This is a genomic window from Streptomyces sp. CA-146814, assembly GCF_050942385.1.
Taxonomy (GTDB): Bacteria; Actinomycetota; Actinomycetes; order Streptomycetales; family Streptomycetaceae; genus Streptomyces.
Map to the genome: position 1 here is coordinate 3,808,916 of NZ_CP192068.1, position 25,542 is coordinate 3,834,457.

The following is a 25,542-nucleotide window of genomic DNA, read 5'->3' on the forward strand; positions in this document are numbered from 1 at the left end:
TCCCAAGTCAGGAGCGGTGTGGCGGCATCGGCAGGTGGGGCAGGGAGGGGCCGGACGGGCCGGAGCCGGGCGGCGCGGTGACGCGCACGATGGTGATGACCCGGTCCGTCAACTGCAAGGGGCTGGCCGCCGGGTCGTCGTAACCGAGCAGCCGGTGGCCCCGCAGCACACTGACGATCAGGTCGTCGGTCTCCCGGACGCTCTTGCCCACCTCGGCCTTTATCACCGGCCGCTCGACGAGATCGAGGCCGCTGCCCTGCTGAATCAGATCCTCCATCACCGTGCCCGCGCTCGGGCTGAGTACGGAGAGGCCGAGCAGCCGACCGGCGGCGCTGGCGCTGGTGATCACCGCGTCGGCCCCGGACTGCCGCAGCAGGGGGGCATTCTCCTCCTCGCGGACCGCCGCCACGATCTTGGCGCCGCGGTTCAGCTGACGCGCGGTCAGGGTGACGAGGACGGCGGTGTCGTCCCGCTGGGTGGCGATGATGATCTGACGCGCCTTCTGAAGTTCTGCGCGCAGCAGCACGTCGCTGCGGGTGGCATCACCGACCACACCGGTGTAGCCCTCGGCATTGGCGGCGTCGATCACCTTGGAGGCCGGATCGACGATGACGATCTGCTCCTTCGCCAGGCCGGTGGCGCGAAGCGTCTGAATCGCCGAACGGCCCTTGGTACCGAACCCGACGACGACGGTGTGGTCACGCAAGTTGGATCTCCAACGCTTGAGCCTGAAGTCCTCGCGGGTCCGTTCCGTGAGGACCTCGAGGGTGGTGCCGACCAGGATGATGAGGAACACCACGCGCAACGGAGTCACGAGCACCACGTTGAGCAACCGGGCGCCCTCACTCTGCGGGACGATGTCGCCGTAACCGGTGGTGGAAAGGGTGACCGTCGCGTAGTAGACGGCGTCGAGCAGGTTCACCCTGCCATCGGCGTTGTCCGTATAGCCGTCGCGATCGAGCCAGACGATCATCACCGTCGTGGCCAGCACGAGCAGCGCCATCAGCAAGCGCTTGGCGACCTGACGTCCCGGACGGTCGACGATCCTGCGGGGCAGCAGGACCCGCGTGGGGACGACCTGTTCATCTGCCCGCCTGGCCATCGCGTCCTGGCCGGGAAGTTTCACGTGAAACACCCTTCCGTCCACGGCGTCGCCGGGGCCCATGGGAGATCCAGAATCTCCACCTCGGTGCCGGACCGTACCCCGCCGGCGGGTACGACGGCCAACCCGTCCGCCGCGGCGATCCCGCGCAGCATGGCCGGACCGTTGTACCGCAGCGGTGCCACATGGTCCCGGCCGCCCGCCCGGCCCGCGCGGTGGACGACCGGGACGAGGCGGGTGTCCTGCGGATGACCGGGCACATCGGCGTGGACGAGCGCCCGGTACGCGTCCTGGGCCGGGCGGCCCGCGAGCCCCGCCAGGAGCGGTTCGGCGAGGGTCAGCAGCCCTGATACGGCCGCGAGCGGATTGCCGGGCAGCCCGACCAGGTACGGCCCGTCCGGGGCGAGGAGCGCCAGCAGCATCGGGTGGCCGGGGCGCACGGCGACGCCGTCCACGAGCAACTCGGCGCCGATGGCGGCCAGGACCGGATGCACATGGTCGACCGGCCCGGAGGCGGTGCCGCCGGTGGTGATGATCACATCGGCGTCGGATGAGGTGAGGGCCGTACGCAGGGCCTCGGCGTCGTCGCCGAGGCGGCGGGGCGCGGAGACCTCGGCGCCCAGGGCCCGCAGCCAGGGCGCGAGCATGGGGCCGAGGGCGTCGCGGATGAGGCCGTCGTGCGGGAGGCCCGCGGCCAGAAGTTCGTCACCGAGGACGAGGACGTCGACGCGGGGGCGGGGGACGGCCGGCAGCGCGTCGTACCCGGCGGCGGCGGCGAGCCCGAGCACCGCCGGGGTGACCACGGTGCCGGTCGGCACCAACTGGTCGCCCGCGCGGCACTCCTGGCCCCGGGGGCGGATGTCCTGGCCGGTGACGACGGGCCGCCGGGTGGAGAGCAGCCGCCGGGCCTCGTCGACGTGGGCGTGCTCGCTGCGGATGACCGCGGTGGTGTCGGCGGGGGTACGGGCGCCGGTGGCGATGCGTACGGCGGTGCCGTCGGGCAGGGGCGCGGTGGCGGAGCCGTCGCCTGCCCGCACTCCGGTGCCCTCCTCGTACGTCCAGGGGCCGGGTCCGGCGACGGCCCAGCCGTCCATGGCCGAGGTGTCGAAGGACGGCAGGTCGGTGAGTGCGGCGAGCGGCTCGGCGAGGACGTGCCCCAGGGCCCGGTCCAGCGACAGCCGCACCACGGCGGGCGGTCCGCCGCGCCCTGCCCGCGCGGCGACGGCCCGGGCACGGTCCCAGGGGAGAGCGGGAGAGCTGGGGCGGTTGGCGTACGGGGAGGAGCGCGGGCCGGTGGGGTCGCCGGGGTTCTGGTCGCGCGTCACCCGGTCGCCCGGCCGGCCGGTCACCGGGTTGCGCGGCTGGTGGCCGGCTCGGTCAGGCACCCGGCCGTTCGCACCGTCGTCAGCTCGGTCGCGCGCATGGTCGCCGGCGGGGTTGCGCGGCTGGTCACCCGGCCGGTCGTCGGCTCGGTCGCGCGGCTGACCGTCCGCCTGGTTACGCGCCTGGCCGTCCGCCTGGTTATGCGCCTGGTTACGCGTCCGGTTCCGGCCGCCGACCAGCGCCAGGGCCTGTTCGACGGCCAGCTCTTCGGCGTCGGCCGTGGCGCGCTCTACGGCGCTGTCGGCCGTGCCGGACCGTCCGGGCAGGTCGCCGCCGGTCATGGCGTTCCGGCCTGTTCGCCGCTCGCCTCCGGCGGGGCCGTCTTCTCCGCTCCGCCGGCCCCCGCCGCCTCCGCCTCCGCCTCCGCCTCCCAGCGCAGGGCCAGGGCGGTGGCCTTGCGGGCGGCCTCGGCGACCGCCGCCGCGGCTTCCTCCGGGCCCGCGCCGGCGCTCGCCCGGGCCGCCGCGTACCCGACCAGGAAGGTCGTGAGCGGTGCGGCGGGCCGCGCGACCCCGTGCGCGGCGTCGCGGGCGAGGTCGAGCAGGACGTCGGTGTCGACGTCGAGTTCGATTCCCATTTCGTTCTTGACCGAGGTCATCCATTCGTCCAGCACGGCCCCATGCTCCCTGATCCGCGCGCGGGCGGCGGCGATGTCGTCCCAAGTGTCGCAGTCGAAGGCGGCGTGCGGCCCGGCGTCGACCCGGGCCAGATCCAGCTCGCCGGTCAGCAACCGGAGCGGCAGCCCGGCGAGGGAGCCGTGCTCGGTGGCGACCAGGGCCAGCTCGCGGCGGAGCGCCTCGGCGCGGTAGACGGCGACGAGCGGCTGGTCGCGGCCGTCGGGATCGGTGCAGAGCGCGCCGTCCCGGCCGTCCTCACCGGCGGCGGCGAGCAGCGCGTCGACCGTGGCGGGGCCGAGGAACGGCAGGTCGGCGGAGAGGACGAGCACCCGCTCCGCCGCCGTCAGCCGCACCCCGGCACCGAGCGCCGCCAACGGACCGCCGCCCTCCGGGACTTCGCGGGTCCAGGTGACCGGCCGGGAGGTGGGCCTGCGGCCGCCCACCACGACGGTGGCACCCGCGCCGGAGCAGGCCGCCAGCACCCGGTCGAGCAGCGCGCGGCCGCCGACCCGTACGGCCGGCTTGTCGGCGCCGCCGAGCCGCTTCGCGGCCCCGCCGGCCAGGACGATCACGTCGTAGGCGGTCATACGTCGAGTATGGGCACCACCTGGCGCCGACGCCCCCTCCGGGGTGGCCGCACGGGCCGGGTCCGGAGCGGGCGTGCACGTAACGGCGGGCCCTACAAGGTGCGCAGGAGCACCGCGGGCTGCTCCACGCAGTCGGCCACGTACCGGAGGAAGCCCCCGGCCGTTCCGCCGTCGCACACCCGGTGGTCGAAGGTGAGCGAGAGCTGGACGACCTGACGTACGGCCAGCTCACCGTTGTGGACCCAGGGCTTGGGCATGATCCGGCCGACGCCGAGCATCGCCGCTTCGGGGTGGTTGATGATCGGCGTGGAACCGTCGACCCCGAACACCCCGTAGTTGTTCAGCGTGAAGGTGCCGCCGGTCAGCTGGGCCGGGCTGAGCTTCCCGGTCCGCGCCAGCTCGGTCAGCCGGGCGATCTCGGCCCCGATCGACTCGGCGTTGCGGGTGTGCGCGTCCCGGACGACCGGGACGACGAGGCCCCGCTCGGTCTGCGCCGCGAACCCGAGGTGCACGCCGGGCAGGCGCACGATCTCCCGGGCGGCCGTGTCCACGGTGGAGTTGAGCTCCGGATACCGGGCGAGCGCCGCCGTACAGATCCGCGCCAGCAGCGCCAGGACCGACGCCTTGGGCCCGCCGGACGGGCCCGACGCGGCGTTCATCGCGGCGCGGGCGGCCATCAGCTCGGTGGCGTCCGCGTCCACCCAGCAGGTGGCGTCCGGGATCTCGCTCCGGCTGCGCGACAGCTTGTCCGCGACCGCTCCCCGTACCCCGCGCAGCGGAATCCGCTCGGCGGTCGCCGGTGCGGCCGTGCTCGCGACGGCCGTGTTCGCTACGGCGGCCGTGGGCGCCTCCGCCACGGCGGGCTCGGCAGCCGGACGGGCCGCCGTCTCCGTGGCCTCATCCGCCCCCCGCCGGATCGCGGAATCCACGTCGGCCCGCAGGATCAGCCCGTCGGGCCCCGATCCCGTCAGCCGCCGCAGGTCGATCTCGTGCTGCCGGGCCAGCCGGCGTACGAGCGGGGACACCACGGCCACGGGCCCCTGCCGGCCGTTCACCTCACCGGCCGCGGCGGGCACGGACACCGGCTCGACCACCGGCACGGGAGCGGGCGCAGGAGCGGGAGCCGCAGGGGCACCGGCCCGCTCCGGCCGGATACGCCGCCGCCTAGCGGCCGGGGCGCCGGTCCCGTACCCGACGAGCACGTTCCCCGACCCTGACCCCGACCCGGACTCCGCCCCGTCGGAAGACTCCTCGTCCGCCGAGGACGCCGAGGACGCGGAAGGCGCGGAAGGCTCCGGAGAAACCGAGGAGGCCTCCGTCGCACCCACCGCGACCGTCAGCAGCGGTGCGCCGACCGGCAGTTCGGCACCCTCCTCACCGAACCGGGCCGTCACCACGCCCCCGTACGGACACGGCACCTCCACCATCGCCTTGGCCGTCTCGACCTCCACGACGGGCTGGTCGATGGCGACGACATCGCCGACCTCCACCAGCCAGCGCACGATCTCCGCCTCGGTCAGCCCTTCACCGAGGTCCGGCAGCTTGAATTCGAGGACCTGGGCCATCAGCTGTCCGCCTCCCACTGCAACCGGGCCACCGCGTCGAGCACCCGGTCCACTCCCGGCAGATGGTGCCGCTCCAGCATGGGCGGCGGATACGGGATGTCGAAGCCGGCCACCCGCAGCACCGGGGCCTCCAGGTGGTGGAAGCACCGCTCGGTGATCCGGGCCGCGATCTCGCCGCCGGGGCCGCCGAAGCCGGGCGACTCGTGGACGACGACCGCCCGCCCGGTGCGCCGCACCGAGGCCGCGACCGTCTCGTCGTCGAACGGCACCAGCGAGCGCAGATCCACCACTTCGAGGTCCCAGCCCTCCGCGACCGCCGCCTCGGCGGCCTCCATGCAGACCGGCAGCGACGGCCCGTACGTGATCAGCGTGGCGCTGCGCCCGGTCCGCCGGACGACCGCCTTGCCGATCGGCTCGACGGCGGCCGGAGCCTCCGGCGACCAGTCGGCCTTGGACCAGTAGAGCCGCTTGGGCTCCAGGAAGACCACCGGGTCGTCCGAGGCGATGGAGGCGCGCAGCAGGCCGTAGGCGTCGTCCACCGTGGCCGGCGTGACGACGTGGAGGCCCGGCGTGGCCATGTAGTACGCCTCGGAGGAGTCGCTGTGGTGCTCGACGCCGCCGATCCCACCGCCGTACGGCACGCGCACGGTGATCGGGAGCGGCATGGCGCCGCCGGTGCGGTTGCGCATCTTGGCGACATGGCTCATCAGCTGCTCGAACGCCGGATAGGCGAACGCGTCGAACTGCATCTCCACCACGGGCCGCAGCCCGTACATCGCCATGCCGACGGCCGCGCCGAGGATGCCCGCCTCGGCCAGCGGCGTGTCGGTGCACCGGTCGTCGCCGAACTCCTTGGCCAGCCCGTCGGTGATCCGGAAGACCCCGCCCAGGGTGCCGACGTCCTCACCGAGCACGTGCACGGTCGGGTCCTCGGCCATCGAGTCGCGCAGCGCCCGCCCGAGGGCCTGCGCCATCGTGGCCGGTTTCGCCTTCGCCGTACGTCCGCCGGCTTTCGTCGCCGCCGTGGTCATCGGCCTGCCTCCGCGCTGTGCTCGTGGTCCTGCTCGGCGTCCAGCTCGGCCCGCAGGGCGGCGGCCTGCTCGCGGAGCTGGCTGGTCTGTTCCGCGTACACGTGGGTGAAGAGGTCCATCGGGGTCAGCTCCGGATCGGCGTTCATCCGGTCGCGGAGCGCGGCGGCCATGCGCTCGGCGGCCTCCTTCGCCTGCGCGATGCCCTCGTCGTCCAGGAGCCCGCGGCCGGTCAGCTCGCGCTCCAGGAGCTGGACCGGGTCGTGCGCCCGCCAGGCCTCGACCTCGCTGTCCACCCGGTAGCGCGTGGCGTCGTCGGCGTTGGTGTGGGCCTCCATGCGGTAGGTGACGGCCTCGATCAGCGTCGGCCCTCCGCCCCGCCGGGCCCGGGCCACGGCCTCGCTGAGCACCTGGTGCACGGCCGCCGCGTCGTTGCCGTCGACCAGCCGGCCCGGCATCCCGTATCCCACGGCCTTGTGCGCGAGGGAGGGAGCGGCGGTCTGCTTGGCCAGCGGTACGGAGATGGCGAAGCCGTTGTTCTGCACGAGAAAGACCACCGGGGCCTTCCAGACGGCCGCGAAGTTCAGCGCCTCGTGGAAGTCGCCCTCGCTGGTGCCGCCGTCACCGACCATGGCGAGCGCCACCACGTCGTCGCCCTTGAGCCGGGCCGCGTGCGCCAGGCCCACCGCGTGCGGCAGCTGGGTGGCGAGCGGGGTGCAGAGCGGGGCGATGCGGTGGACCCGCGGGTCGTAGCCGGTGTGCCGGTCGCCGCGCAGCAGGGTCAGCGCCTCGACCGGGTCGAGCCCGCGCGCCACGGCCGCCAGCGTGTCCCGGTAGCTGGGGAAGAGCCAGTCGCGCTCCTCCAGCACCAGGGCCGCGGCGATCTCGCACGCCTCCTGGCCGGTGCTGGACGGATAGACCGCCAGCCGGCCCTGCTTGGTCAGCGCGGTGGCCTGCGTGTTGTACCGGCGGCCTCGGACCAGCTCCGCGTGGAGCCGGAGCAGCAGCTCGGGGTCGACATCGGCGACCGCGTCCGTACCGAGCACCCGGTAGGGCTCCGGGTCCGGGAGCAGCGGGGCGGGGTCGGTGATCGGCTTCCAGGCCGGGGGCGGCGTGGGCCGGTAGGTGGCCGCGCCGGGCAGCTCTTGGACCGTCATGGAAGGCACCTCCGGGCATCGATGGAGATCAGGGTGGCGATCGGGCGATCGAGAAGGATCGAGGGTCTCGATATGCAGGGGAATGGCAGGAGATGTCGCGAGGGTGTCGCGGGGCGTGCGAGGCACCGGTGTGGTGTGCCTCACCTACCGATTGTTCGGTCGCGAGCGCATTTTGGCTACAGGCACCTTCAGCCTGTGGACAAACGGTTCTCCACAGCTTGGGATGGAGGCAGGTCGTCCACAACAGGGAGGCGCGGGCAGATGGCAGCTGAACAAATGGCCGGAACGGGCGAGGACCCCGGCCGCGCCGCGCCCCCGGCCACGCCACCACCGCTCACCCCACCGGCCACGGCGCCGCCGCTCACCCCGCCGGGCCCGGAGTCGGCCGCACCCCCGCCCGCGCGCCCCCTGGACGCCATCGACCGCGACATCCTGCGCATCCTCCAGACCGACGGCCGGGCCTCCATACGGTCGGTGGCCGAACGGGTCCATGTCTCGCGCGCCAACGCCTACGCCCGGATCAACCGGCTCGTCGAGGACGGCGTGATCCGCGGATTCGGCGCCCGGGTCGACCACGAGCGGGCCGGGCAGGGCGCCTCGGCGTACATCACGCTCAAGATCGTGCAGAACTCCTGGCGCACCGTGCGCGAGCAGCTCCAGGCGCTGCCCGGGGCCACGCACATCGCGCTGGTGAGCGGCGATTTCGATGTCCTGCTGCTGGTGCACACGCCGGACAACCGGGCGCTGCGGGAGCTGGTCCTGACCCGGATCCAGTCGATTCCCGAGGTGCTGTCGACGCGGACGCTGCTGGTCTTCGAGGAGACGGACCTCGGCCCGCGCCCGGACCGCCCGGCGGAGCTGGCCTGACCACGCCGGACCGGTTCAGCGGCCGGTCGCCCGCATCCCCTCGAAGGCGAGCTGGACCACCGTGTCGGCGAGCTGCTCCTCCCCCGGGAAGCCGCCCGGCTGCGGCCGGTACCACTCGACCAGCGAGTTGACCATGCCGAAGAGCAGCCGGGTGGCCAGCCGTATGTCCACATCGGCCCGGAGGTCCCCGTCGGCCACCGCGGCCTTCAGCAGCTCCGCCACCCGGTGGTCGAACTCGCGCCGCCGCTCCAGCGCCCACCGCTCGGTCGTGGTGTTGCCGCGCACCCGCAGCAGCAGCGTGACGTACGGAACCTCCGCCATCAGCACTTCCACGGTCCGGCGCGTGACGTACTCGACGCGCTCGATCGCGCGCCCGCGCACCGCCCCCGGCTCGTCCAGGACGGCGAAGAGCCCGTCGAGCGCCCGGCTCACGGCCCGGCGCAGCAGCTCCTCCTTGCCCGCCACATGGTGGTAGATGGAGGACTTGGAGATACCCGCCGCCTTGGACAGGTGCTCCATGGAGGTGCCGTCGTAACCGCGCTCGTTGAAGACACGGACGGCGACGGTGAGCAGAGTCTCCGGGGTGTACGTGTCCCGCTTGGCCGTGGTCATGTCCGCGATCCTCCCCCATGAGGGGCCTTCCCCGCGCAGGCGGGGACCGTCGAAGTTGTCCACAGGTTCGCCGGGACCCCTTGTCCCGACCGATCGTTCGGTTACTCTAACTCCGTCCGTACGTCCCCGCCCGGCTCGATGAGGAGTTGGTCCGCCATGGCCGCCGCGCTCACCCCCCAGCAGCTGTCCGAGACCCACCGGCCCACGCTCGACCAGGCCCTCGACACGATCGGTACCCGCGCGTACTGGTCCCCGCACCCCGAGCACCCGAAGGCGTACGGCGAGGGCGGCGCGCCGGGCAGTCTCGGGGCGGCCGAGGGCAAGGCCGCGTTCGACGCGGTACTGAACACCCGGCTCGACCTGGACCAGCCCGGCACCGACGGCTGGACGGGCGGGGAGACCTCGCCGTACGGACCGGAGCTCGGCGTCGAGTATCCGCACGCCGACCTCGACGTCCTGCTCCCGGCGATGAAGGCCGGCACCTCCGCTTGGCGGGCGGCGGGTCCTGAGACCCGGGCCCTGGTCTGTCTGGAGATCCTGGCGCGGATCAGCGCCCGCACCCACGAGCTGGCCCACGCCGTGATGCACACCAGCGGCCAGGCCTTCATGATGGCGTTCCAGGCGGGCGGCCCGCACGCGCAGGACCGTGGCCTGGAGGCCGTCGCGTACGCCTATCAGGAGCAGGTCCGCACGCCGGAGCGGGCCGACTGGTCCAAGCCGCAGGGCAAGCGCGACCCGCTGAAGCTGACGAAGACGTTCACCACGGCCGGGCGCGGGATCGCGCTGGTCATCGGCTGCAACACCTTCCCCACGTGGAACGGCTACCCGGGCCTGTTCGCCTCGCTCGCCACGGGCAACCCGGTGCTGGTGAAGCCGCACCCCAGGGCCGTGCTGCCGCTCGCGCTCACCGTCAAGATCGCCCGTGAGGTGCTGGCCGAGGCGGGCTTCGACGCCAACCTGGTCGCGCTCGCCGCCGAGCGGCCGGGCGAGGGCATCGCCAAGACCCTCGCGGTCCGCCCCGAGATCCGGATCATCGACTACACCGGATCCACCGCCTTCGGCGACTGGCTGGAGGCCAACGCCCGCCAGGCGCAGGTCTACACCGAGAAGGCCGGCGTCAACACGATCGTCGTCGACTCCACCGACGACTACCGGGGCATGCTCGCCAACGTGGCGTTCTCCCTCTCGCTCTACAGCGGCCAGATGTGCACCACTCCGCAGAACCTGCTGATCCCGAGGGACGGCATCACCACGGACGACGGTCCCAAGTCGTACGACGAGGTGACCGCCGACATCGCGGCGGCCGTCACCCAGCTCCTCGGCGACGACGCCCGCGCGGCGGCCCTGCTCGGCGCGCTGGTCAACCCGGACGTCAAGGCCCGGGTCGAGGCGGCCGGTGAGCTGGGCGAGGTGGCCCTGGCCTCGCGTACGGTCGCCAACGCCGAATTCCCGGACGCCGTCGTCCGTACGCCGGTCGTCGTCAAGCTCGACGGGACGAAGAGCGACGAGGACGCGGCGTACCTCTCGGAGTGCTTCGGTCCGGTCTCCTTCGCCGTGGCGGTCGAGTCGACGGACGCGGCCCTGGAGCTGCTGCGCCGCACGATCCGGGAGAAGGGCGCGATGACCGTCGGCGCCTACACCACCTCCGCCGAGGCGGAGCGGGCGATCGAGGACGTCTGCCTGGACGAGTCGGCCCAGCTCTCGCTGAACCTGACCGGCGGGGTCTACGTCAACCAGACGGCGGCCTTCTCCGACTTCCACGGCTCCGGCGGCAACCCGGCGGCCAACGCGGCCCTCTGCGACGCGGCCTTCGTCGCCAACCGCTTCCGGGTGGTGGAGGTCCGCCGCCAGGCCTAGAAGGCGTCCCGGGGGTCGGGGACATCGGCGTAGCGCTGCACCCACGCGTGCATCGCGATCGCCGCCGCGGCCCCCGCGTTGATGGACCGGGTCGAGCCGAACTGCGCGATCGAGCACACCATCGCGGCGTGCTTCCGCGCCTCCTCGGTCAGGCCCGGCCCCTCCTGCCCGAACAGCAGCACGCACCGGCGCGGCAGCTCGGTCCGCTCCAGCGGTACGGCGCCGGGGAGGTTGTCGATCCCGATGATCGGCAGGTCCTCGGCCGCCGCCCAGGCGGTCAGGTCCGCGGTGTCCGGGTGGTGGCGCACGTGTTGGTAGCGGTCGGTGACCATGGCGCCGCGCCGGTTCCAGCGCCGCCGGCCCACGATGTGGATCTCCTTCGCCAGGAAGGCGTTGGCGGTCCGGACCACCGAGCCGATGTTGAAGTCGTGGCCCCAGTTCTCCACGGCCACATGGAAGTCGTGGCGCCGCAGGTCGAGGTCGGCGACGATCGCCTCGCGCGTCCAGTAGCGGTAGGCGTCACCGACGTTGCGCCGGTCGCCGTGGGCCAGCAACTCGGGGTCGTACCGCTCGTCCTCGGGCCACGGCAGCGGGTGCGGCCCGACGCCGATGGCCTGGCCGTAGCCGTCGTCGTACTGGAGGGGCTCCGCCGGGACGGGGTCCACGGGCGCGGGCTCTGGGGTGCCGCCGGTGCTGTCGGTCTCGCTGCTCACCCGACGAGCGTATGGCCCCCGCCACCGCCGTGCGGCGGGGCCTCCCCCGTACCCCCGCGTTCCTCCGGCACCGGGCGGGCGGCGGGCACCTCCTGCGGGCCGCCGGTCTCCGGGGAGCGCGACCGCCGCGGCAGCCACCCGAGCAGCCGCCGCCGGCCCAGCGCGGCCCGCCCGCCCAGCCAGACGAGGAAGACCGTCGGCAGGAACACCGCGTCGGCCGCGATCATCGCCATCGAGAAGAACGGCAGCCCGAGCAGCACGGCGATCCCGGCGTGCTCGGCGATCATGATGACCAGCAGGACGTTCTTGAGCCGCCGGTTGAACAGGGTGAACGGGAACGCGACCTGGACGATGACCGTCGCGTACGTCAGCACCATGACCATCAGCCCGCTGGAGGCGAGCACGTCCGAGAGGGCGGGCCACGGCGAGAAGTAGTCGAGCTTGAGCGGGTAGTAGAGCGCGGTGCCGTCCTGCCAGCGCGAGCCCTGGATCTTGTACCAGCCGGCCGTCGCGTAGATCAGGCAGACCTCGATCATGATCACGACGAGCGTGGCGTTGTGGGCGAGGTTGGCCAGCACGTCGAGCAGGGCGCGCTGCTGTCCGTGCGGCGCGTAGCGGTTCGCGGCCCACCAGGCGGCGGCGGAGAGCCAGAGGATCCACAGCAGGACCGGCAGCCACCAGGTCCCGCCGAGGCCGTCCATCAGCGTGGCCCCCAGCAGGACCGGGCCGAGGACCGCCCAGAGCACCGGGCCCGTGACGTCCCGCCGGGGCGGCAGGCCGAGCGCGCCGCGCTCGGCCTCGCGGGCCGTGCGGCGGGCGTCCAGCGACCAGACCTGGGCGCAGCGCGTCAGGACGAGGTAGATCGCCATCAGGTGGATGACGTTGTCGCCGCCGTCGCCCATGAAGACGCTGCGGTTCTGCACGGAGAGCACGCCGACCATGAAGAGGACCGACATCGTCCGGGTGCGCCAGCCCAGCAGCAGACCGGCGGCGGACAGGACGGTGAGCGCGTACACCACCTCGAACCAGAGCGCGCTGTCCGACCAGAGGAGGACGGAGAAGGCGTCGTTGCCCGCCGTGAGCTGCCGGGCCAGGTCCCAGTGCCACGGGCTGTCGGGGCCGTACAGCTCGTGGCGGTGCGGCAGCTCGCGGACCAGGAAGAACAGGTAGGTGGCGGCGAAGCCGATCCGGATGACGGCGCTCTGGTACGGGCCGAGGGCCGAGGCGGTGATCCGCTGGAGGGCCCGGGCGAGGGCGGTGCCGGCGGCGGTGATCCGGTCGGGCCTGGCGCCGGGAGCCGGAGCGGAAGCCGGTGGAGCGGGCCGGCCGGACGGCGGTGCGGTGGGCGGGGTGGTGGTCACTCGGTCCCCTCCTCGGCGCGCGCCGCGTCACGCGGTGCGGACAGGTCGTCGGGGGTCACGGGCCACCAGGGAAGTTCGCGGTAGCTCGGTTCGGTGTTGGCCTTCTCGGTGGACCACGGGGGCGGGGAGATCGTGCTGCTCGCCGACCTCATCTGGATCCGCTCGACCGTGCCGCCCAGGTCGCGCTCGCTCAGCCGCAGCATCGCGATGCGCCGGATGTAGCGCTCGGAGAGGTCGCCGCGCAGCCCGTTGGACTTGTTCCGGTCGTCGTGCGAGTTCACGTAGAAGTCCCAGCCCCGGCGGAGCTCGTTCTGGTGCACATGGCTGGGGAAGAGGCTGCCGCGTATCGCGTCGCCGTCCTCCTGGGTGAGGCTGATCCAGCCGGTGGTGCGGCGCCCTTCCGCCCCGGACACCTCGGCCCGGACGTGGACGGCGATGTTCTGCTGGAGCGGGTTGGGAGCGAAGAGCTTCCAGTTCTGTTCGAACTCCGGGTAGATCCAGTCGTCGACCGTCTTGCCGTGCTGCTTGGTCAGCGTGTTGGACGGGGCGACGTGCAGGAAGACCATGGCCACCTGTGCGCAGGCCAGGAGCCCGATGAGGGAGAGGGAGAGGGCGGCGACGAGCTGGTAGCCGAAGGAGAGACCGGCTATGCCGACGCCGGTTCCGGGTGGGTTCGGAGCGGAGACCGGAGCTTCCGTTTCCGGGGCCGGGGAGTCCGGTCCGGATGCCGGGGAGTCCGGTTCGGGTGCCGGAGCGTCCGGTCCGGAAGAGGTCCGGCTCACGGCCTGCGGCCGGACGCCCTCGTGCGCGCTGCCGGAATCCCCGCTGCCGGAGCTCCCGTCGTGGTCCGCATCCATCCCGCCCCGCTCACCATCGATCACCACTCGGTTATCCACAGGGTTGACACCCTACGGGCCTCCGACCGACCATTGAAGTCAATGAACCGAACGATCGGTCGGTAGGGAGCCCGGGATGGCGGCAGTGACTGCGGACCAGAAGACGCAGAGCACCTCAGGCACGGCGAAAGCGGCAGGAAGGGCGCCCGGCACGGCCGAGGACCCGGCGGACGCGGCACGGCTCGCGGTCTTCGACGCGGCGGTGGCCGCCGACGACCGGATCGAGCCGCGCGACTGGATGCCCGAGGCCTATCGCGCCACGCTGGTCCGCCAGATGGCGCAGCACGCCCACTCGGAAATCATCGGCATGCAGCCCGAGGCCAACTGGATCACGCGCGCACCCTCGCTGCGCCGCAAGGCGATCCTGATGGCCAAGGTCCAGGACGAGGCCGGGCACGGCCTGTATCTCTACAGCGCGGCCGAGACGCTGGGCACCAGCCGCGAGGAGCTGCTCGACAAGCTCCACGCCGGCCGCCAGCGCTATTCGTCGATCTTCAACTACCCGACCCTGACCTGGGCCGACGTCGGCGCGATCGGCTGGCTGGTGGACGGCGCGGCCATCACCAACCAGGTGCCGCTCTGCCGCTGCTCCTACGGCCCGTACGCCCGCGCGATGGTCCGCATCTGCAAGGAGGAGTCCTTCCACCAGCGCCAGGGGTACGAGCTGCTCCTCGCCCTCAGCCGTGGCACCGAGGCCCAGCACGCGATGGCGCAGGACGCGGTGGACCGCTGGTGGTGGCCGTCGCTGATGATGTTCGGCCCACCGGACGACGCCTCGGCCCACTCCGAGCAGTCGATGGCCTGGAAGATCAAGCGGCACTCCAACGACGAGCTGCGGCAGCGCTTCGTGGACATCTGCGTGCCGCAGGCGCAGGCGCTGGGCCTGACCCTGCCGGACCCGGACATCCGGTGGAACGAGGAGCGCGGACAGCACGACTTCGGCGCGATCGACTGGACGGAGTTCCAGGAGGTCCTCAAGGGCAACGGCCCGTGCAACGAAGAGCGGATCACCCAGCGGCGCAGGGCCCACGAAGAGGGCGCCTGGGTCCGGGACGCGGCCGCGGCGTACGCCGCCAAGCACACCACCCCGTCCGCCCGGACGGCACAGCCCGCACAGCACGTGGAGGAGACGGCATGAGCAGCTCGACCGACTGGCCGCTGTGGGAGGTGTTCGTGCGCTCGCGGCGCGGGCTCTCCCACACCCACGCGGGCAGCCTCCACGCGCCCGACGCCGAGATGGCCCTGCGCAACGCGCGCGATCTCTACACCCGCCGCTCCGAAGGCGTCTCGATCTGGGTCGTCCCGTCCACGGAGATCACCGCCTCCTCGCCCGACGAGAAGGACTCCTTCTTCGAGCCCGCCGGCGACAAGCCCTACCGCCACCCGACCTTCTACGAGATCCCGGACGGGGTGAAGCACCTGTGAGCGCCGCCCTCGCCCTCGGCGACGACGCGCTGGTGCTCTCGCACCGGCTGGGGGAGTGGGCGGGCCACGCCCCCGTCCTGGAGGAGGAGGTGGCGCTCGCCAACATCGCCCTGGACCTGCTGGGCCAGGCGCGGGTGCTGCTCTCGCTCGTCGGTGACGAGGACGAGCTGGCCTACCTCCGCGAGGAGCGGGCCTTCCGCAACCTCCAGCTGGTCGAGCAGCCCAACGGGGACTTCGCCCACACCATCGCCCGGCAGCTCTACTTCTCGGTCTACCAGCACCTGCTGTACGAGCGGCTGGCGGCCGGGGACAGCGCGTTCGCGGACCTGGCGGCGAAGGCCGTCAAGGAGGTCGCCTACCACCGGGACCACGCCGAGCAGTGGGTCCTGCGGCTCGGCGACGGCACCGCCGAGAGCCATGAGCGGATGCAGGCGGGCCTGGAGGCGCTCTGGCGCTTCACCGGCGAGATGTTCCAGCCGGTGGAGGGCCTGGACGCCACGGGCGCTACGGCCGCTGCGGACACCACCGGCTCCGGCGTCGACTGGCAGGAGCTGGAGAGCGCCTGGCTCTCCGCCGTCACCGCCACCGTGGAGCGGGCCACCCTGACGCTGCCGGCCGGGCCGCGGACCGGGGCCTGGGCGGCAGGTGCGGGGCGGCAGGGCCTGCACACCGAGCCGTTCGGCCGGATGCTCGCCGAGATGCAGCACCTGCACCGCAGCCACCCGGGGGCGTCATGGTGACCGACACCCCGCTGGAGGCCGAGCTGCGCTCCCTCGCCGGCTCCGTCCCCGACCCCGAGCTTCCGGTGCTGACCCTGGCCGAGCTCGGCGTCCTGCGCGGCGTGGACGTGGAGGGCCCGGGCCGGGTGACGGTGCGGCTCACCCCGACGTACACCGGCTGCCCGGCGATCGAGGCGATGTCCGCCGACATCGAGCGAGTGCTCCACGAGAACGGTGTGCCCGAGGTCTCCGTGGTCACGGTGCTCGCACCGGCCTGGTCGACCGACGACATCAGCGCCGAAGGCCGCCGCAAGCTCGCCGAGTTCGGCATAGCGCCCCCGCGCGCCCACAGCGCCGACGGCGGCCCGGTGCCGCTGACGCTCTCGGTGCGCTGCCCGCACTGCGGCTCCACGGAGACGGAGCTGCTCAGCCGGTTCTCCTCCACGGCGTGCAAGGCCCTGCGCCGCTGCGTCGCCTGCCGCGAACCGTTCGACCACTTCAAGGAGTTGTAGATGTTCCATCCGCTCCGGGTCAGCGCGATCGAACGGATCACGGAAGATGCGGTGGCCGTGACCTTCGCCGTGCCGGCCGAGCTGCGCGAGACCTTCCGCCACCAGCCGGGCCAGCATCTGAACGTGCGCTTCACGGTGGACGGCAAGGAGATCCGCCGTTCGTACTCGATCTGCGCACCGGCCACCGAGCAGCCCGCCGAGCCCGTGGTCCGGGTCGGCATCCGCGGGGTCGAGAGCGGCGCGTTCTCCACCTACGCCCTGAAGGAGCTGTCCGTCGGGGACCAGGTGGAGGCCATGCCTCCGATGGGCCGCTTCGTGCTGGAGCCGCGTCCCGGCCTCTTCGCGGCGGTGGTCGGGGGCAGCGGGATCACGCCGGTGCTGTCGATGGCGGCCACGCTGCTGGCGCGGGAGGAGAAGGCGCGGTTCTGTCTGATCCGCAGCGACCGCACGGCGGCCTCCACGATGTTCCTGGACGAGGTGGCCGACCTCAAGGACCGCTATCCGGACCGCTTCCAGCTGATCACGGCCCTCTCGCGGGAGGAGCAGTCGGCCGGGCTGCCCTCCGGCCGCCTGGACACCGAGCGGCTCACCGCACTGCTGCCGGCGGTGCTGCCGGTGGCGGAGGTGGACGGCTGGTTCCTGTGCGGGCCGCTCGGTCTCGTACGCGGGGCGGAGAAGGCGCTGCGCGGGCTGGACGTCGACCGGACCCGGATCCACCAGGAGATCTTCCACGTCGACGACGGCCCGTCCGATGTCACGGTCGTCAAGGTCGCCGCCCCCTCCGACGCCACGCTGACGGCCACCCTGCACGGCCGCTCCGGCAGCTGGCCCGTGCAGGACGCGGAGTCGCTGCTGGAGACGGTGTTGCGGAGCCGCTCGGATGCTCCGTACGCCTGCAAGGGCGGGGTGTGCGGGACCTGCCGGGCGTTCCTCGTCTCGGGCGAGGTGCGGATGGAGCGGAACTTCGCGCTGGAGCCTGAGGAGACGGACGCGGGCTTCGTGCTGGCCTGCCAGTCGCATCCGCTCACCCCGGAGGTGGAGCTGGACTTCGACCGCTGACCCGGCGCCCTCGCCCCCGCTCCCGCCTCCGCTTACCTTCCCTTCTCCTAGAACCTGTTCTATCTTGACGGGCCGTCAGGGAGCGCCAACGGGAGGCCGGGACAGTGGACTTCACCTTCACCGAGGAACAGCAGGCAGCCGTGGAGGCGGCCCGGGCGGTCTTCTCCGGGGTCGCGCCCGACAGCGTGCCCAGCCCGGCCCTGACGCCGGGCGCCGTGGCCGAGGACATCGACCGGCGACTCTGGGGCGAGCTGGCGGGGTCGGATCTGCTCGGCCTGACGCTCGCCGAGGAGTACGGCGGCGCCGGGCTCGACCCGGTCGCGCTCTGCCTGGTCCTGCGGGAGTCGGCCAAGGTCCTGGCCCGGGTCCCGCTGCTGGAGAGCTGCGCGGTCGCGATGGCCGTCGAGCGGTACGGGGAGCGCGCCCTCGCCGCCGAGCTGCTGCCCCGGGCCGCGCGCGGCGAGCTGGTCCTGACCGCCGCGGCCAACGGACGCACCGGCCACGACCCGGCCGAACGCGCCGTCACCGTACGGCCGGAGGGTTCCGCGGCCGCCCCTTCCGGCTGGGTGCTGGACGGCGTGCAGTCGGCGGTCCCCCGGGCGCAGGCGGCCGACCGGATTGCCGTCCCCGCCCACACCGGCGACGGCCGGTCCGTCCTGGCGCTCGTGGACCCCGCCCGCGCGGGTGTCACGCTCGCGGACCAGTTCTCCACCAGCGGCGAACGGCTGGCGGAGGTCCGGCTCGACTCCGTACGCGTAGCGGCGCACGAGCTGATCGACGCACCCGGGGCCTGGGAGTGGCTGCGGAACCTGCTCACCACGGGGACCTGCGCGCTGGCGCTCGGTCTGGGCGAGCGGGTGCTCGCGATGACGGCCGAATACACCGGCAAACGTGAGCAGTTCGGGTTCCCCGTCGCCACGTTCCAGGCGGTGGCGGTGCAGGCCGCCGACCGGTACATCGACCTGCGGGCGATGGAGGTGACGCTCTGGCAGGCCGCCTGGCGGATCTCCACCGGTGCCGGCGGCCCGCTGCCCGCCGAGGGCGACATCGCCGTGGCGAAGATCTGGGCCTCGGACGGGGTGCGGCGCATCGTGCAGACCGCGCAGCACCTGCACGGCGGCTTCGGCGCGGACACCGACTACCCGCTGCACCGCTTCCACGCCTGGGCGAAGCAGATCGAGCTCTCCCTGGGCCCGGCGGCCGCCCACGAGGAGGTACTGGGCGACCTGCTGGCCGCCCATCCCCTGGCCTGAAGCGGAGAGCCCATAAAAATGATCAGAGGACGAAGGCCGAGGCCCCGTTGTCCGTGACCATCGGGCGCCCGGCCCCGTCCCAGGCGAGCATCCCGCCGTCGATGTTCACGGCATCGATCCCCTGCTGGACCAGATACTGCGTGACCTGCGCGGACCGGCCGCCGACCCGGCACATCACATGGACGCGCCGGCCGTCCTCGGCGGCCTCCGTCAGCTCACCGAACCGGCCCACGAAGTCGCTCATCGGAATGTGCAGCGCACCCTCGACATGACCGGCCGCCCACTCGTCGTTCTCGCGGACGTCCAGAACCAGGCCGTCCGACGGCACCGCAGCGACGTCCACCGAGGGCAGCGGGGCGAAATTCATGGGTCATGCCTTCTCTCGTACGTACGTGGCCACGTCACCCGGAACGCTACTGCACCATCTCCGCGAGCTCGGCCTCCCGCCGGGACACCTCGCCGAGCAGCTGCTCCCCGATGTCCTCCAGCAGCTGGTCCGGGTCGTCCGGGGCCATCTTGAGCATCGAGCCGATCGCGCTCTCCTCCAGCTCGCCCGCGAGCACCGTGAGCAGCTCCTTGCGCCTGCTGAGCCACTCCAGGCGGGCGTAGAGCTCCTCGCTCTCGCTCAGCGGCGTGAGCGGCTCGGCCGGGCCCGCCGCCCACTCCGCCGCCAGCTCCTTGAGCAGCTCGACGTCTCCACGCCCGTACGCGGCGTTGACGCGGGTGATGAACTCGTCCCGGCGCTCCCGCTCCGGCTCGTCCTGGGCCAGGTCCGGGTGGGCCTTGCGGGCCAGCTCGCGGTAGAGCTTGCGGGCCTCCTCGCTCGGCCTGACCCGCTTCGGCGGCCGTACCGGCTGCTCGGTGAGCATGGCGGACGCCTCGGGGGAGAGGCCGTCGGAGTCCATCCAGTCGTGGAAGAGCTCGTCGACGCCGGGCATCGGCATGACGATGTCCCGCGCCTCCTTGGCCTTGCGCAGGTCCTCGGGGTCACCGGACTTCGCGGCCCGCGCCTCGGCGATCTGCGCGTCCAGCTCGTCGAGGCGGGCGTACATCGGGCCGAGCTTCTGGTGGTGCAGCCGGGAGAAGTTCTCGACCTCCACCCGGAAGGTCTCCACCGCGATCTCGAACTCGATCAGCGCCTGCTCGGCCACCTGCACGGCCTTGGCCAGCCGTGCCTCGGGGCGCGGCGCGGCGTCCTGCGGTCCACCGGCGCCCTGGACGCCATGGGCTTCCGGTGCGGGCTGCGGCTCGGCGGGCCGGTCGTCGTCCTGCCGGTCATCATCGTTCCGGGTGGGAGGCACCCCGGCTGCTTCGTGGGTCACCCGTCCAGCGTATGGCCCCCGCCGCACACCCCGTACCGCACGGTCCCGGCCCCGCGCGCCCCGCCGTCCTCAGACACCATGGCCAGCCGTCCTCAGACACCGCGCCCGGCCGTCCTCAGACACCATGACCGGCCGTCCTCAGACACCGCGCTCGGCGGCCATCCGACCGGCCTTGATCGCCCGCTCCAGCTCCGCGTGGTCCGCCTCCGTACGGTCGGCGTAGGCCACCGCGAAGTCGGCGATCGCCGCGTCGAGTTCGTCGTTCTTGCCGCAGTAGCCGGCGAGCAGCCGGGGGTCGGCGCTGTGGGAGTGGGCGCGGGCGAGTAGGGCCCCGGTCATCCGGCCGTAGTCGTCGACCTGTTCGACGGTGAGCGCGGCCGGGTCCACGCTGCCCTTGCGGTTGCGGAACTGGCGTACCTGGTAGGGCCTGCCGTCCACCTCCGTCCAGCCGAGCAGGATGTCACTGACGACCTGCATCCGCTTCTGGCCGAGCACCACCCGGCGGCCCTCGTGGTCCTCCTGCGGCGCGTCGAAGCCGACGGCCGGCAGGTAGGGCGCCAGCACCGATCGACGCGCCTCCTTCACCTGGAGGACCAGCGGCTCCCCGCGGTGGTCCAGCAGCAGGACGACGTACGAACGGGTGCCGACGCTGCCGGTGCCGACCACCCGGAACGCCACGTCGTGGATCGCGTACCGCGCCAGCAGTGGCACCCGGTCCTCGGCGACCGTGGACAGATAGCCGCCGAGCCCGGCCGCCACCGCCGCGGCCTCCGCGTCCGGCACCCGGCGCAGCACCGGCAGCGCGTCGACGAAGCGCCGGCCGCCGTCGAGGCAGTCCTCCGTGGAGCGGGCGGCGAACCGGGCGCTGGTGTTCCTGCGGGCCTTCTCCGAGACCTTCTCCAGCGTGCCGACCAGGTCGCGGGCGTCGGTGTGCGAGACGAGCTCCTCGTCCGCGATGGCGTTCCAGGCGTCGAGCGCGGGCAGCCGGGCCAGCAGCCGCAGGGTGCGGCGGTAGGCGCCGACGGTGTCGTACGCGCCCTTGCGGCAGGTGTCCTCGTCCGCGCCGACGGCCCGGCCCGCCAGGACCAGCGAGGTGGCGAGCCGCTTGAGGTCCCATTCCCAGGGGCCGAAGACGGTCTCGTCGAAGTCGTTGAGGTCGATGACCAGGTTGCCCCGGGCGTCGCCGTAGAGGCCGAAGTTGGCCGCGTGGGCGTCACCGCAGAGCTGCGCGCCCACACCGGTGACCGGGGTGCCCATCAGGTCGTGGGCCATCAGCCCGGCCGAGCCGCGCAGAAAGGCGAAGGGGGAGGCGGCCATCCGGCCCACCCGGATCGGCGTGAGCCCCGGGACCCGGCCCCGGTTGGACTCCTCGACGGCTTGCACGGCGTCGGGCCGCCCCGACGGCAGGACCAGCGACGCGTGCGCCGAGCGCGGTACCCGGCCGCGCAGCGCCTTGCCCACGGCCCTCGGTGATCCGGCCTCTCCGCGCCGCGCGAACCCGGCCACTACCGGAATACGGGCGTCCGCCCCCGGGACCCGCGTCTCCGGAGCCGACCCTTCGCCGACGCCCGCCCCCTCGTCCACGCCCTCACCAACACCTGCGATGCCGCCCATGGAGCGTCGCCTCCCCCGCCTCGTCAGCTCTCCGACCGCCCTGACCGTACCGCCGTTCCCCCACGGCCGTCAGTACCGGTCGGCGGCGCTCAGCAGCCGGTGCCGGGTTCCGGTTCCGCGAGGTACGTGTCCGCCCACTGCCCGAGCTCCTTGAGCGCCGGTTCCATCGCGGCGCCGGCTTCGGTAAGGCGGTACGCGACGCGCAGCGGCGGCCCCTCGTCGACCTCGCGGATCACCAGGCCGGCCGCTCCGAGCTCGGCCAGCCGGTCCGAGAGCATGCGCTCGCTGATCCCGGGGATGGCGCGGCGCAGCTCGGCGAAGTGCACCGGCCGCTGCAGCAGCACCGAGACGATCGGCCCGGTCCAGCGCTTGCCGAAGAGCTCGAAGACACGGCTGATGCCCACGTCGACCCGCCGACAGCTCTGCTCACCGTGATCTGCCATGCCCCTAGGGTACTGCGCCACCGTAGGGTGCTTATGAAAAGTAAGGGACTATGCTAAAAGTAGTTACGTACGGAAAGGCGCGGCGTGCGGACATCCGCCGCCGCCCCGCCCCCTTCGCTCTCTGTGGAGACCCCATGGCCACGCTGCTGCACCTCGACTCCGCCGTCCTTCCCCAGGGCTCCGCGTCCCGCGACGTCACCGCCGCGTTCGTCGCGGCCTGGCTCGACCAGAACCCGGACGGCACCGTCGTCCACCGCGATCTCGCCGCCGACCCGGTGCCCCACCTGGCCGCGGCGGCGGTGATCGCGGGCGCCGACGATCCGCTGCGCCGGGAGCTGGCCGAGGAGCTGGCGGCGGCGGACGCCGTCCTGATCGGCGCTCCGATGTACAACTTCACGATCCCGTCGACCCTCAAGGCCTGGCTGGACCAGGTGATCATCGTCGGGCACAACGCGGGGCCTGACTCCCCCATCGCCGGGACCCCGGTCACCGTCGTCGCCAGCCGCGGCGGCTCGTACGCTCCGGGCACCCCGCGCGAGGATTTCGAATTTGTCCAGAATTACTTGGAGAAGCTGCTCACGAGCATGTTCTCCGTCGAGGTGGACTTCATCGTTCCGGAGCTGACCCTCGCCCACTCGCAGCCGTCGATGGCCGAGCTGATCCCGCTCGCCGAGGCTTCGCGCGCCAAGGCGTTCGAGGAAGCCCGGCAGAAGGCCAAGGCCCTCGCAGCCCGCCTCGCCGCCTGACCCGGCGAAAAGCCCAACCCGGCGAAGCCCGACCCGGCGAAGCCCAACCCGGCAAAGCCCGCCCCGGCGAAAGACCAGGGCCGACGAAAGACCAGGGCCGGCGAAAAGGCAGGGCCGCGGAACTCGATCGAGTTCCGCGGCCCTGCGCTGTCGTTCATCCGGTCATCGATTCACTGGCCATCGGCCTTGTTCATCAACCGGACGTTTCACGTGAAACACAGCACGGCCCGTCCGCGCTCAGATCCGCCCGCCGGCCGAAGCCCCGGCAGGCTCATCGGCGCCTTCGCCCCCGAGCTGCCCCCGCGTACCCCGCGCGGCGCTCCCGCCGCTCCGGCCGGCCGTGGCGGCGCCACGGGCCGCCTCCGCCGCCGCGGCGATCTCCTGGGCCTCCCGCTCGGCCTGCTCGGCCTTCTCCCGCGCCTGCGCCGCGAGATCCACGCGGCCCTCGGGCTTGATGTGCGCGATAACCCCGGGGTGGGCGATCGACGGAAGGATATGGCGCCACATCTCGGCCACCTGCTCGCGCAGATCGGCGCGGCCGGTGTCGGCTTCCGATATCAGCTGGATACCGGTGAACGACGCCACGATGATCTTGGCCGACACCATCGGATCGACATGCGGCAGCACCTCGCCCCGCTCCTTGCCGAGCTCCAGCATCCCGGCCGTCGCGTCGATCCAGTCGCCCCACGGGTGCGGCCCGCCGAGGAAGACGCCTTCGATGGAGAGACGCGTCCCGGCGCGCGCCATCGCGTTGTGGCGCAGGGCGTACGCGAACTGCTGGCCGCCGTCCACCAGCGACTGGAGCGGCGATCCCTCCTGGGCGAAGTCGACGGTGGAGGTCTGCTCGTCCATGATCGCCTGGGCGATGGCCTCCTTGGACGCGAAGTGGAAGTACAACGCCCCCTTGGTCACCTTGGCGCGGCGGAGGATCTCCGAGATGGCGGCACGCTCGTAGCCGTAGTCGTCGAAGACACTCGCCGCGGCGTCCACGATCGACCGCCACGTCTGCATCGCGCGAGCCTGCTTCGCCATTCCTGCCTCCGGGACGTTCTGTGCGCTCAGCCCTTCACTGCCGAGCGGCCGTCGATCCAGCCTGTGCAGCCAGCGTATGCATGTATGCCACCTCATAGACCGTCGGGCTGTCCGGAAACCGCTCCAGTGACCGCCCCGGAGAGCCCCGCAGCCCGCCTGGGCCACCGCCGGGCCCCTCCCGACCGCCCTGCCTGTTTACCCCACCACTCCCGCGCCGACACAGCCGACGGACCAGCCAGAATCCGGCTCCGGCTCTCGGCCATCCGCTCAGACGGCGACCACGCAGTTGTCGGAGCTGTGGGTGCCGAGGACCGTGACGACCCCGGCCGTGCCGTCGCCGAAGAAGCGGGCCAGCATGCCCGCAGGACGGCCGCCGAAGAGCAGCGGGCCGAGGACCGGAGCGATGTCGGCGTCGTACGGCGCGTCCGCTCCGTCGGCGGCCAGCGAGAGGCGGCAGGTGCGCGGGGAGACGAAGTCCTGGACGACGCTGGTGCCGCTCCGGGCGGCCGAGACCACCGCCTCCTCCCACGCCGCCGGGTCCGTCTCGCGCCCGATGGCGACCTGCTTGCCGCTCATCCCGATGCCCGCCTTCAGCACCAGCGTCTCCCGGTTCTCCACGGCGTACGGAACGAGGTCCAGCTTGCGGTCGCCCCGGTGCGTGAACCGGTGCGACAGCACCCGCGTCCACGGCAGGTACCGGTCGACCAGGGCCTGCTCGGCGGCGCTCATCCACGGGCGGCCCTCCGACAGCAGGCCCAGCGTGAGCTTGCTGGAGAGGAAGGTGGAGGTCTGCGTGCCCACGAGCAGGCAGCCGTGGTCCAGCGCGTCCTGGACGGGCGCGGTGTCGATGCCGAGTTCGGCCCAGTCCGGGATGGTGAAGTCCCGCAGGCCCACGCCGTACCGCAGGTGCGGCGGGCAGTCCCAGGCCTCGTGGAGGTCCTCGGGCTCGAAGAAGCGCGCGGTCAGCCCCTGGCTCGCGAAGTACTCGGTCTGCAGGTCGAAGTACCGGGTCGCGCCGCCCTGGTCGCGCGCGCTGCCCAGCACCGCCACGCGGGGTGCCACGTTCAGCTCGGCGCACAGGTCGTGGAACATCCTGGCGCGTACGGCGAAGGGGTGCTGGCTGCTGAACGGCAGCCGGCCCTGCTCGTCGGCGTACAGTTCGCGCCAGACCGCCAGCCGGGAGCGCACCTCCACCGGACCGCCGAGCGCCCCGCTGACGTTGAACTCCAGGAACTGCGGGCCGTTCGCGCCGATCACGATGTCGGGCCGCGTCACGCAGTCCGCGTACCGCTCCTCGGTGAGCTGGTCGGCCACGAAGAGCTGGTTCTCGCTCTCCGGCATGCCGTACGCCGCGAGCCGGCCCTCCGTCGTCGGCGCCGTCTCCAGCGCCGTACGCCGCACCAGGTCGAGCAGCGCCGCGGTCACCCGGAACAGCTCCGCGTACGCCGTGCGCGGGAGCGCGATCGGTGCGGCGGGCAGCAGCCGCTGGTACGGCCAGCCGGTGTCCCGTATCTCGTGGTCCAGCATCCGGCGGATCGTCGCCGGCGGGACGGGCGGCGGTGCGATGCGCCGGTCGCCGAACCACGGATGGCCCGACGCCGCCGGTGGACCGGCCTCCACGAGCGCACTCTCCGGCTTCATCGTGAGCCTTTCGGTAGGGATGGCGTACGGT

25 protein-coding genes are annotated in these 25,542 nt (G+C 72.8%); 9 read left to right on the top strand and 16 right to left on the bottom strand.

All coding sequences use genetic code 11. The features are described from left to right. Positions 1–7: 7 nt before the first annotated feature. From ACQP09_RS16820 to pdhA, 6 genes are all read right to left on the bottom strand, one after another. Positions 8–1,165 (bottom strand): potassium channel family protein, encoded by a 1,158-nt coding sequence (locus ACQP09_RS16820; RefSeq protein WP_433400337.1) that lies wholly within the window; start codon positions 1,163–1,165, stop codon positions 8–10. Further along, complete coding sequence (locus ACQP09_RS16825; RefSeq protein WP_433400340.1) at positions 1,123–2,766, bottom strand: molybdopterin-binding protein; 1,644 nt, start codon at positions 2,764–2,766, stop codon at positions 1,123–1,125. The genes ACQP09_RS16820 and ACQP09_RS16825 overlap by 43 nt, the downstream gene beginning before the upstream one ends. Then, positions 2,763–3,689: an NTP transferase domain-containing protein gene (locus ACQP09_RS16830; protein ID WP_433400343.1), complete on the bottom strand. Its 927-nt coding sequence runs from the start codon at positions 3,687–3,689 to the stop codon at positions 2,763–2,765. Before ACQP09_RS16830 ends, ACQP09_RS16825 begins: the two co-directional genes overlap by 4 nt. A gap of 92 nt (positions 3,690–3,781) precedes the next feature. Beyond that, a complete protein-coding gene (locus ACQP09_RS16835; RefSeq protein WP_433400346.1) occupies positions 3,782–5,254 on the bottom strand; it encodes a dihydrolipoamide acetyltransferase family protein in 1,473 nt (490 codons plus the stop codon). Then, positions 5,254–6,285 carry an alpha-ketoacid dehydrogenase subunit beta gene (locus ACQP09_RS16840; protein ID WP_073875095.1) on the bottom strand — a complete coding sequence of 344 codons (1,032 nt, stop codon included), beginning with the start codon at positions 6,283–6,285 and terminating at the stop codon, positions 5,254–5,256. Before ACQP09_RS16840 ends, ACQP09_RS16835 begins: the two co-directional genes overlap by 1 nt. Then, on the bottom strand, positions 6,282–7,439 hold the full coding sequence (gene pdhA / locus ACQP09_RS16845; RefSeq protein ID WP_432151245.1) for a pyruvate dehydrogenase (acetyl-transferring) E1 component subunit alpha: 1,158 nt from the start codon (positions 7,437–7,439) through the stop codon (positions 6,282–6,284). Before pdhA ends, ACQP09_RS16840 begins: the two co-directional genes overlap by 4 nt. 261 nt (positions 7,440–7,700) lie before the next feature. Here pdhA and ACQP09_RS16850 point away from each other — a divergent pair, with 261 nt between their 5' ends. Then, positions 7,701–8,306 carry an Lrp/AsnC family transcriptional regulator gene (locus ACQP09_RS16850; protein WP_433400350.1) on the top strand — a complete coding sequence of 202 codons (606 nt, stop codon included), beginning with the start codon at positions 7,701–7,703 and terminating at the stop codon, positions 8,304–8,306. Positions 8,307–8,321: 15 nt separating this feature from the next. Here the strand turns inward: ACQP09_RS16850 and ACQP09_RS16855 are convergent, their stop codons facing one another. Then, the gene (locus tag ACQP09_RS16855) at positions 8,322–8,918 is read right to left on the bottom strand and encodes a TetR/AcrR family transcriptional regulator (protein ID WP_433400353.1); all 597 of its coding nucleotides are present in this window, start codon (positions 8,916–8,918) and stop codon (positions 8,322–8,324) included. Between the two features lie 156 nt (positions 8,919–9,074). Here ACQP09_RS16855 and paaN point away from each other — a divergent pair, with 156 nt between their 5' ends. Then, entirely contained in the window at positions 9,075–10,775 is a 1,701-nt protein-coding gene (gene paaN / locus ACQP09_RS16860; RefSeq protein ID WP_433400356.1) for a phenylacetic acid degradation protein PaaN, read from the top strand. Here the strand turns inward: paaN and ACQP09_RS16865 are convergent. Genes ACQP09_RS16865 through ACQP09_RS16875 form a run of 3 tightly spaced genes read right to left on the bottom strand, consistent with a single transcriptional unit; the run spans position 10,772 to position 13,706 of the window. After that, on the bottom strand, positions 10,772–11,488 hold the full coding sequence (locus tag ACQP09_RS16865) for a TrmH family RNA methyltransferase (RefSeq protein ID WP_433400359.1): 717 nt from the start codon (positions 11,486–11,488) through the stop codon (positions 10,772–10,774). The genes paaN and ACQP09_RS16865 overlap by 4 nt on opposite strands. Next, on the bottom strand, positions 11,485–12,849 hold the full coding sequence (locus tag ACQP09_RS16870) for an HTTM domain-containing protein (RefSeq protein WP_433400362.1): 1,365 nt from the start codon (positions 12,847–12,849) through the stop codon (positions 11,485–11,487). The genes ACQP09_RS16865 and ACQP09_RS16870 overlap by 4 nt, the downstream gene beginning before the upstream one ends. Beyond that, positions 12,846–13,706: a DUF5819 family protein gene (locus ACQP09_RS16875; protein WP_433406628.1), complete on the bottom strand. Its 861-nt coding sequence runs from the start codon at positions 13,704–13,706 to the stop codon at positions 12,846–12,848. The genes ACQP09_RS16870 and ACQP09_RS16875 overlap by 4 nt, the downstream gene beginning before the upstream one ends. A gap of 115 nt (positions 13,707–13,821) precedes the next feature. Between ACQP09_RS16875 and paaA the strand changes: the two genes are divergently transcribed. From paaA to ACQP09_RS16905, 6 genes are all read left to right on the top strand, one after another. After that, positions 13,822–14,883 carry a 1,2-phenylacetyl-CoA epoxidase subunit PaaA gene (gene paaA, locus ACQP09_RS16880; RefSeq protein ID WP_433400364.1) on the top strand — a complete coding sequence of 354 codons (1,062 nt, stop codon included), beginning with the start codon at positions 13,822–13,824 and terminating at the stop codon, positions 14,881–14,883. Continuing rightward, complete coding sequence (gene paaB, locus ACQP09_RS16885; protein WP_018513917.1) at positions 14,880–15,170, top strand: 1,2-phenylacetyl-CoA epoxidase subunit PaaB; 291 nt, start codon at positions 14,880–14,882, stop codon at positions 15,168–15,170. Before paaA ends, paaB begins: the two co-directional genes overlap by 4 nt. Beyond that, positions 15,167–15,910 carry a 1,2-phenylacetyl-CoA epoxidase subunit PaaC gene (gene paaC, locus ACQP09_RS16890; protein WP_433400367.1) on the top strand — a complete coding sequence of 248 codons (744 nt, stop codon included), beginning with the start codon at positions 15,167–15,169 and terminating at the stop codon, positions 15,908–15,910. The genes paaB and paaC overlap by 4 nt, the downstream gene beginning before the upstream one ends. After that, positions 15,904–16,401, top strand: a complete 498-nt coding sequence (paaD, locus tag ACQP09_RS16895) for a 1,2-phenylacetyl-CoA epoxidase subunit PaaD (protein WP_019762360.1) — start codon at positions 15,904–15,906, stop codon at positions 16,399–16,401. Before paaC ends, paaD begins: the two co-directional genes overlap by 7 nt. After that, positions 16,402–17,460 (top strand): 2Fe-2S iron-sulfur cluster-binding protein, encoded by a 1,059-nt coding sequence (locus ACQP09_RS16900; protein WP_433400371.1) that lies wholly within the window; start codon positions 16,402–16,404, stop codon positions 17,458–17,460. A gap of 104 nt (positions 17,461–17,564) precedes the next feature. Then, a complete protein-coding gene (locus ACQP09_RS16905) occupies positions 17,565–18,713 on the top strand; it encodes an acyl-CoA dehydrogenase family protein (protein ID WP_433400374.1) in 1,149 nt (382 codons plus the stop codon). Between the two features lie 22 nt (positions 18,714–18,735). Here ACQP09_RS16905 and ACQP09_RS16910 read toward each other — a convergent pair whose 3' ends face one another. The 4 genes from ACQP09_RS16910 to ACQP09_RS16925 all read right to left on the bottom strand — a co-directional run bounded on the left by ACQP09_RS16910 (position 18,736) and on the right by ACQP09_RS16925 (position 22,092). Then, positions 18,736–19,080: a rhodanese-like domain-containing protein gene (locus ACQP09_RS16910; protein ID WP_404061416.1), complete on the bottom strand. Its 345-nt coding sequence runs from the start codon at positions 19,078–19,080 to the stop codon at positions 18,736–18,738. 46 nt (positions 19,081–19,126) lie between these two features. Then, entirely contained in the window at positions 19,127–20,035 is a 909-nt protein-coding gene (locus tag ACQP09_RS16915; protein WP_433400378.1) for a J domain-containing protein, read from the bottom strand. A 138-nt stretch (positions 20,036–20,173) separates the two neighbouring features. Further along, positions 20,174–21,649, bottom strand: a complete 1,476-nt coding sequence (locus ACQP09_RS16920) for a DUF2252 domain-containing protein (RefSeq protein WP_433400381.1) — start codon at positions 21,647–21,649, stop codon at positions 20,174–20,176. A gap of 89 nt (positions 21,650–21,738) precedes the next feature. Continuing rightward, positions 21,739–22,092: a winged helix-turn-helix transcriptional regulator gene (locus tag ACQP09_RS16925; RefSeq protein ID WP_404061408.1), complete on the bottom strand. Its 354-nt coding sequence runs from the start codon at positions 22,090–22,092 to the stop codon at positions 21,739–21,741. A 134-nt stretch (positions 22,093–22,226) separates the two neighbouring features. Here ACQP09_RS16925 and ACQP09_RS16930 point away from each other — a divergent pair, with 134 nt between their 5' ends. Further along, complete coding sequence (locus ACQP09_RS16930) at positions 22,227–22,838, top strand: FMN-dependent NADH-azoreductase (RefSeq protein WP_433400385.1); 612 nt, start codon at positions 22,227–22,229, stop codon at positions 22,836–22,838. 237 nt (positions 22,839–23,075) lie between these two features. On the opposite strand, the gene ACQP09_RS16935 is transcribed toward ACQP09_RS16930, so the two are convergent. After that, positions 23,076–23,870 carry a ScbR family autoregulator-binding transcription factor gene (locus ACQP09_RS16935; RefSeq protein ID WP_433400388.1) on the bottom strand — a complete coding sequence of 265 codons (795 nt, stop codon included), beginning with the start codon at positions 23,868–23,870 and terminating at the stop codon, positions 23,076–23,078. 267 nt (positions 23,871–24,137) lie between these two features. Further along, entirely contained in the window at positions 24,138–25,511 is a 1,374-nt protein-coding gene (locus ACQP09_RS16940) for a hypothetical protein (RefSeq protein WP_433400391.1), read from the bottom strand. Positions 25,512–25,542: the final 31 nt, after the last annotated feature.

Coding starts and splice junctions, on each gene's coding strand:
- ACQP09_RS16820 (WP_433400337.1), bottom strand. CDS start 1,165: ATGGGCCCCGGCGACGCCGTGGACGGAAGGGTGTTTCACGTGAAACTT.
- ACQP09_RS16825 (WP_433400340.1), bottom strand. CDS start 2,766: ATGACCGGCGGCGACCTGCCCGGACGGTCCGGCACGGCCGACAGCGCC.
- ACQP09_RS16830 (WP_433400343.1), bottom strand. CDS start 3,689: ATGACCGCCTACGACGTGATCGTCCTGGCCGGCGGGGCCGCGAAGCGG.
- ACQP09_RS16835 (WP_433400346.1), bottom strand. CDS start 5,254: ATGGCCCAGGTCCTCGAATTCAAGCTGCCGGACCTCGGTGAAGGGCTG.
- ACQP09_RS16840 (WP_073875095.1), bottom strand. CDS start 6,285: ATGACCACGGCGGCGACGAAAGCCGGCGGACGTACGGCGAAGGCGAAA.
- pdhA (WP_432151245.1), bottom strand. CDS start 7,439: ATGACGGTCCAAGAGCTGCCCGGCGCGGCCACCTACCGGCCCACGCCG.
- ACQP09_RS16850 (WP_433400350.1), top strand. CDS start 7,701: ATGGCAGCTGAACAAATGGCCGGAACGGGCGAGGACCCCGGCCGCGCC.
- ACQP09_RS16855 (WP_433400353.1), bottom strand. CDS start 8,918: ATGACCACGGCCAAGCGGGACACGTACACCCCGGAGACTCTGCTCACC.
- paaN (WP_433400356.1), top strand. CDS start 9,075: ATGGCCGCCGCGCTCACCCCCCAGCAGCTGTCCGAGACCCACCGGCCC.
- ACQP09_RS16875 (WP_433406628.1), bottom strand. CDS start 13,706: ATGGATGCGGACCACGACGGGAGCTCCGGCAGCGGGGATTCCGGCAGC.
- paaA (WP_433400364.1), top strand. CDS start 13,822: ATGGCGGCAGTGACTGCGGACCAGAAGACGCAGAGCACCTCAGGCACG.
- paaB (WP_018513917.1), top strand. CDS start 14,880: ATGAGCAGCTCGACCGACTGGCCGCTGTGGGAGGTGTTCGTGCGCTCG.
- paaD (WP_019762360.1), top strand. CDS start 15,904: ATGGTGACCGACACCCCGCTGGAGGCCGAGCTGCGCTCCCTCGCCGGC.
- ACQP09_RS16900 (WP_433400371.1), top strand. CDS start 16,402: ATGTTCCATCCGCTCCGGGTCAGCGCGATCGAACGGATCACGGAAGAT.
- ACQP09_RS16910 (WP_404061416.1), bottom strand. CDS start 19,080: ATGAATTTCGCCCCGCTGCCCTCGGTGGACGTCGCTGCGGTGCCGTCG.
- ACQP09_RS16920 (WP_433400381.1), bottom strand. CDS start 21,649: ATGGGCGGCATCGCAGGTGTTGGTGAGGGCGTGGACGAGGGGGCGGGC.
- ACQP09_RS16925 (WP_404061408.1), bottom strand. CDS start 22,092: ATGGCAGATCACGGTGAGCAGAGCTGTCGGCGGGTCGACGTGGGCATC.
- ACQP09_RS16930 (WP_433400385.1), top strand. CDS start 22,227: ATGGCCACGCTGCTGCACCTCGACTCCGCCGTCCTTCCCCAGGGCTCC.
- ACQP09_RS16935 (WP_433400388.1), bottom strand. CDS start 23,870: ATGGCGAAGCAGGCTCGCGCGATGCAGACGTGGCGGTCGATCGTGGAC.
- ACQP09_RS16940 (WP_433400391.1), bottom strand. CDS start 25,511: ATGAAGCCGGAGAGTGCGCTCGTGGAGGCCGGTCCACCGGCGGCGTCG.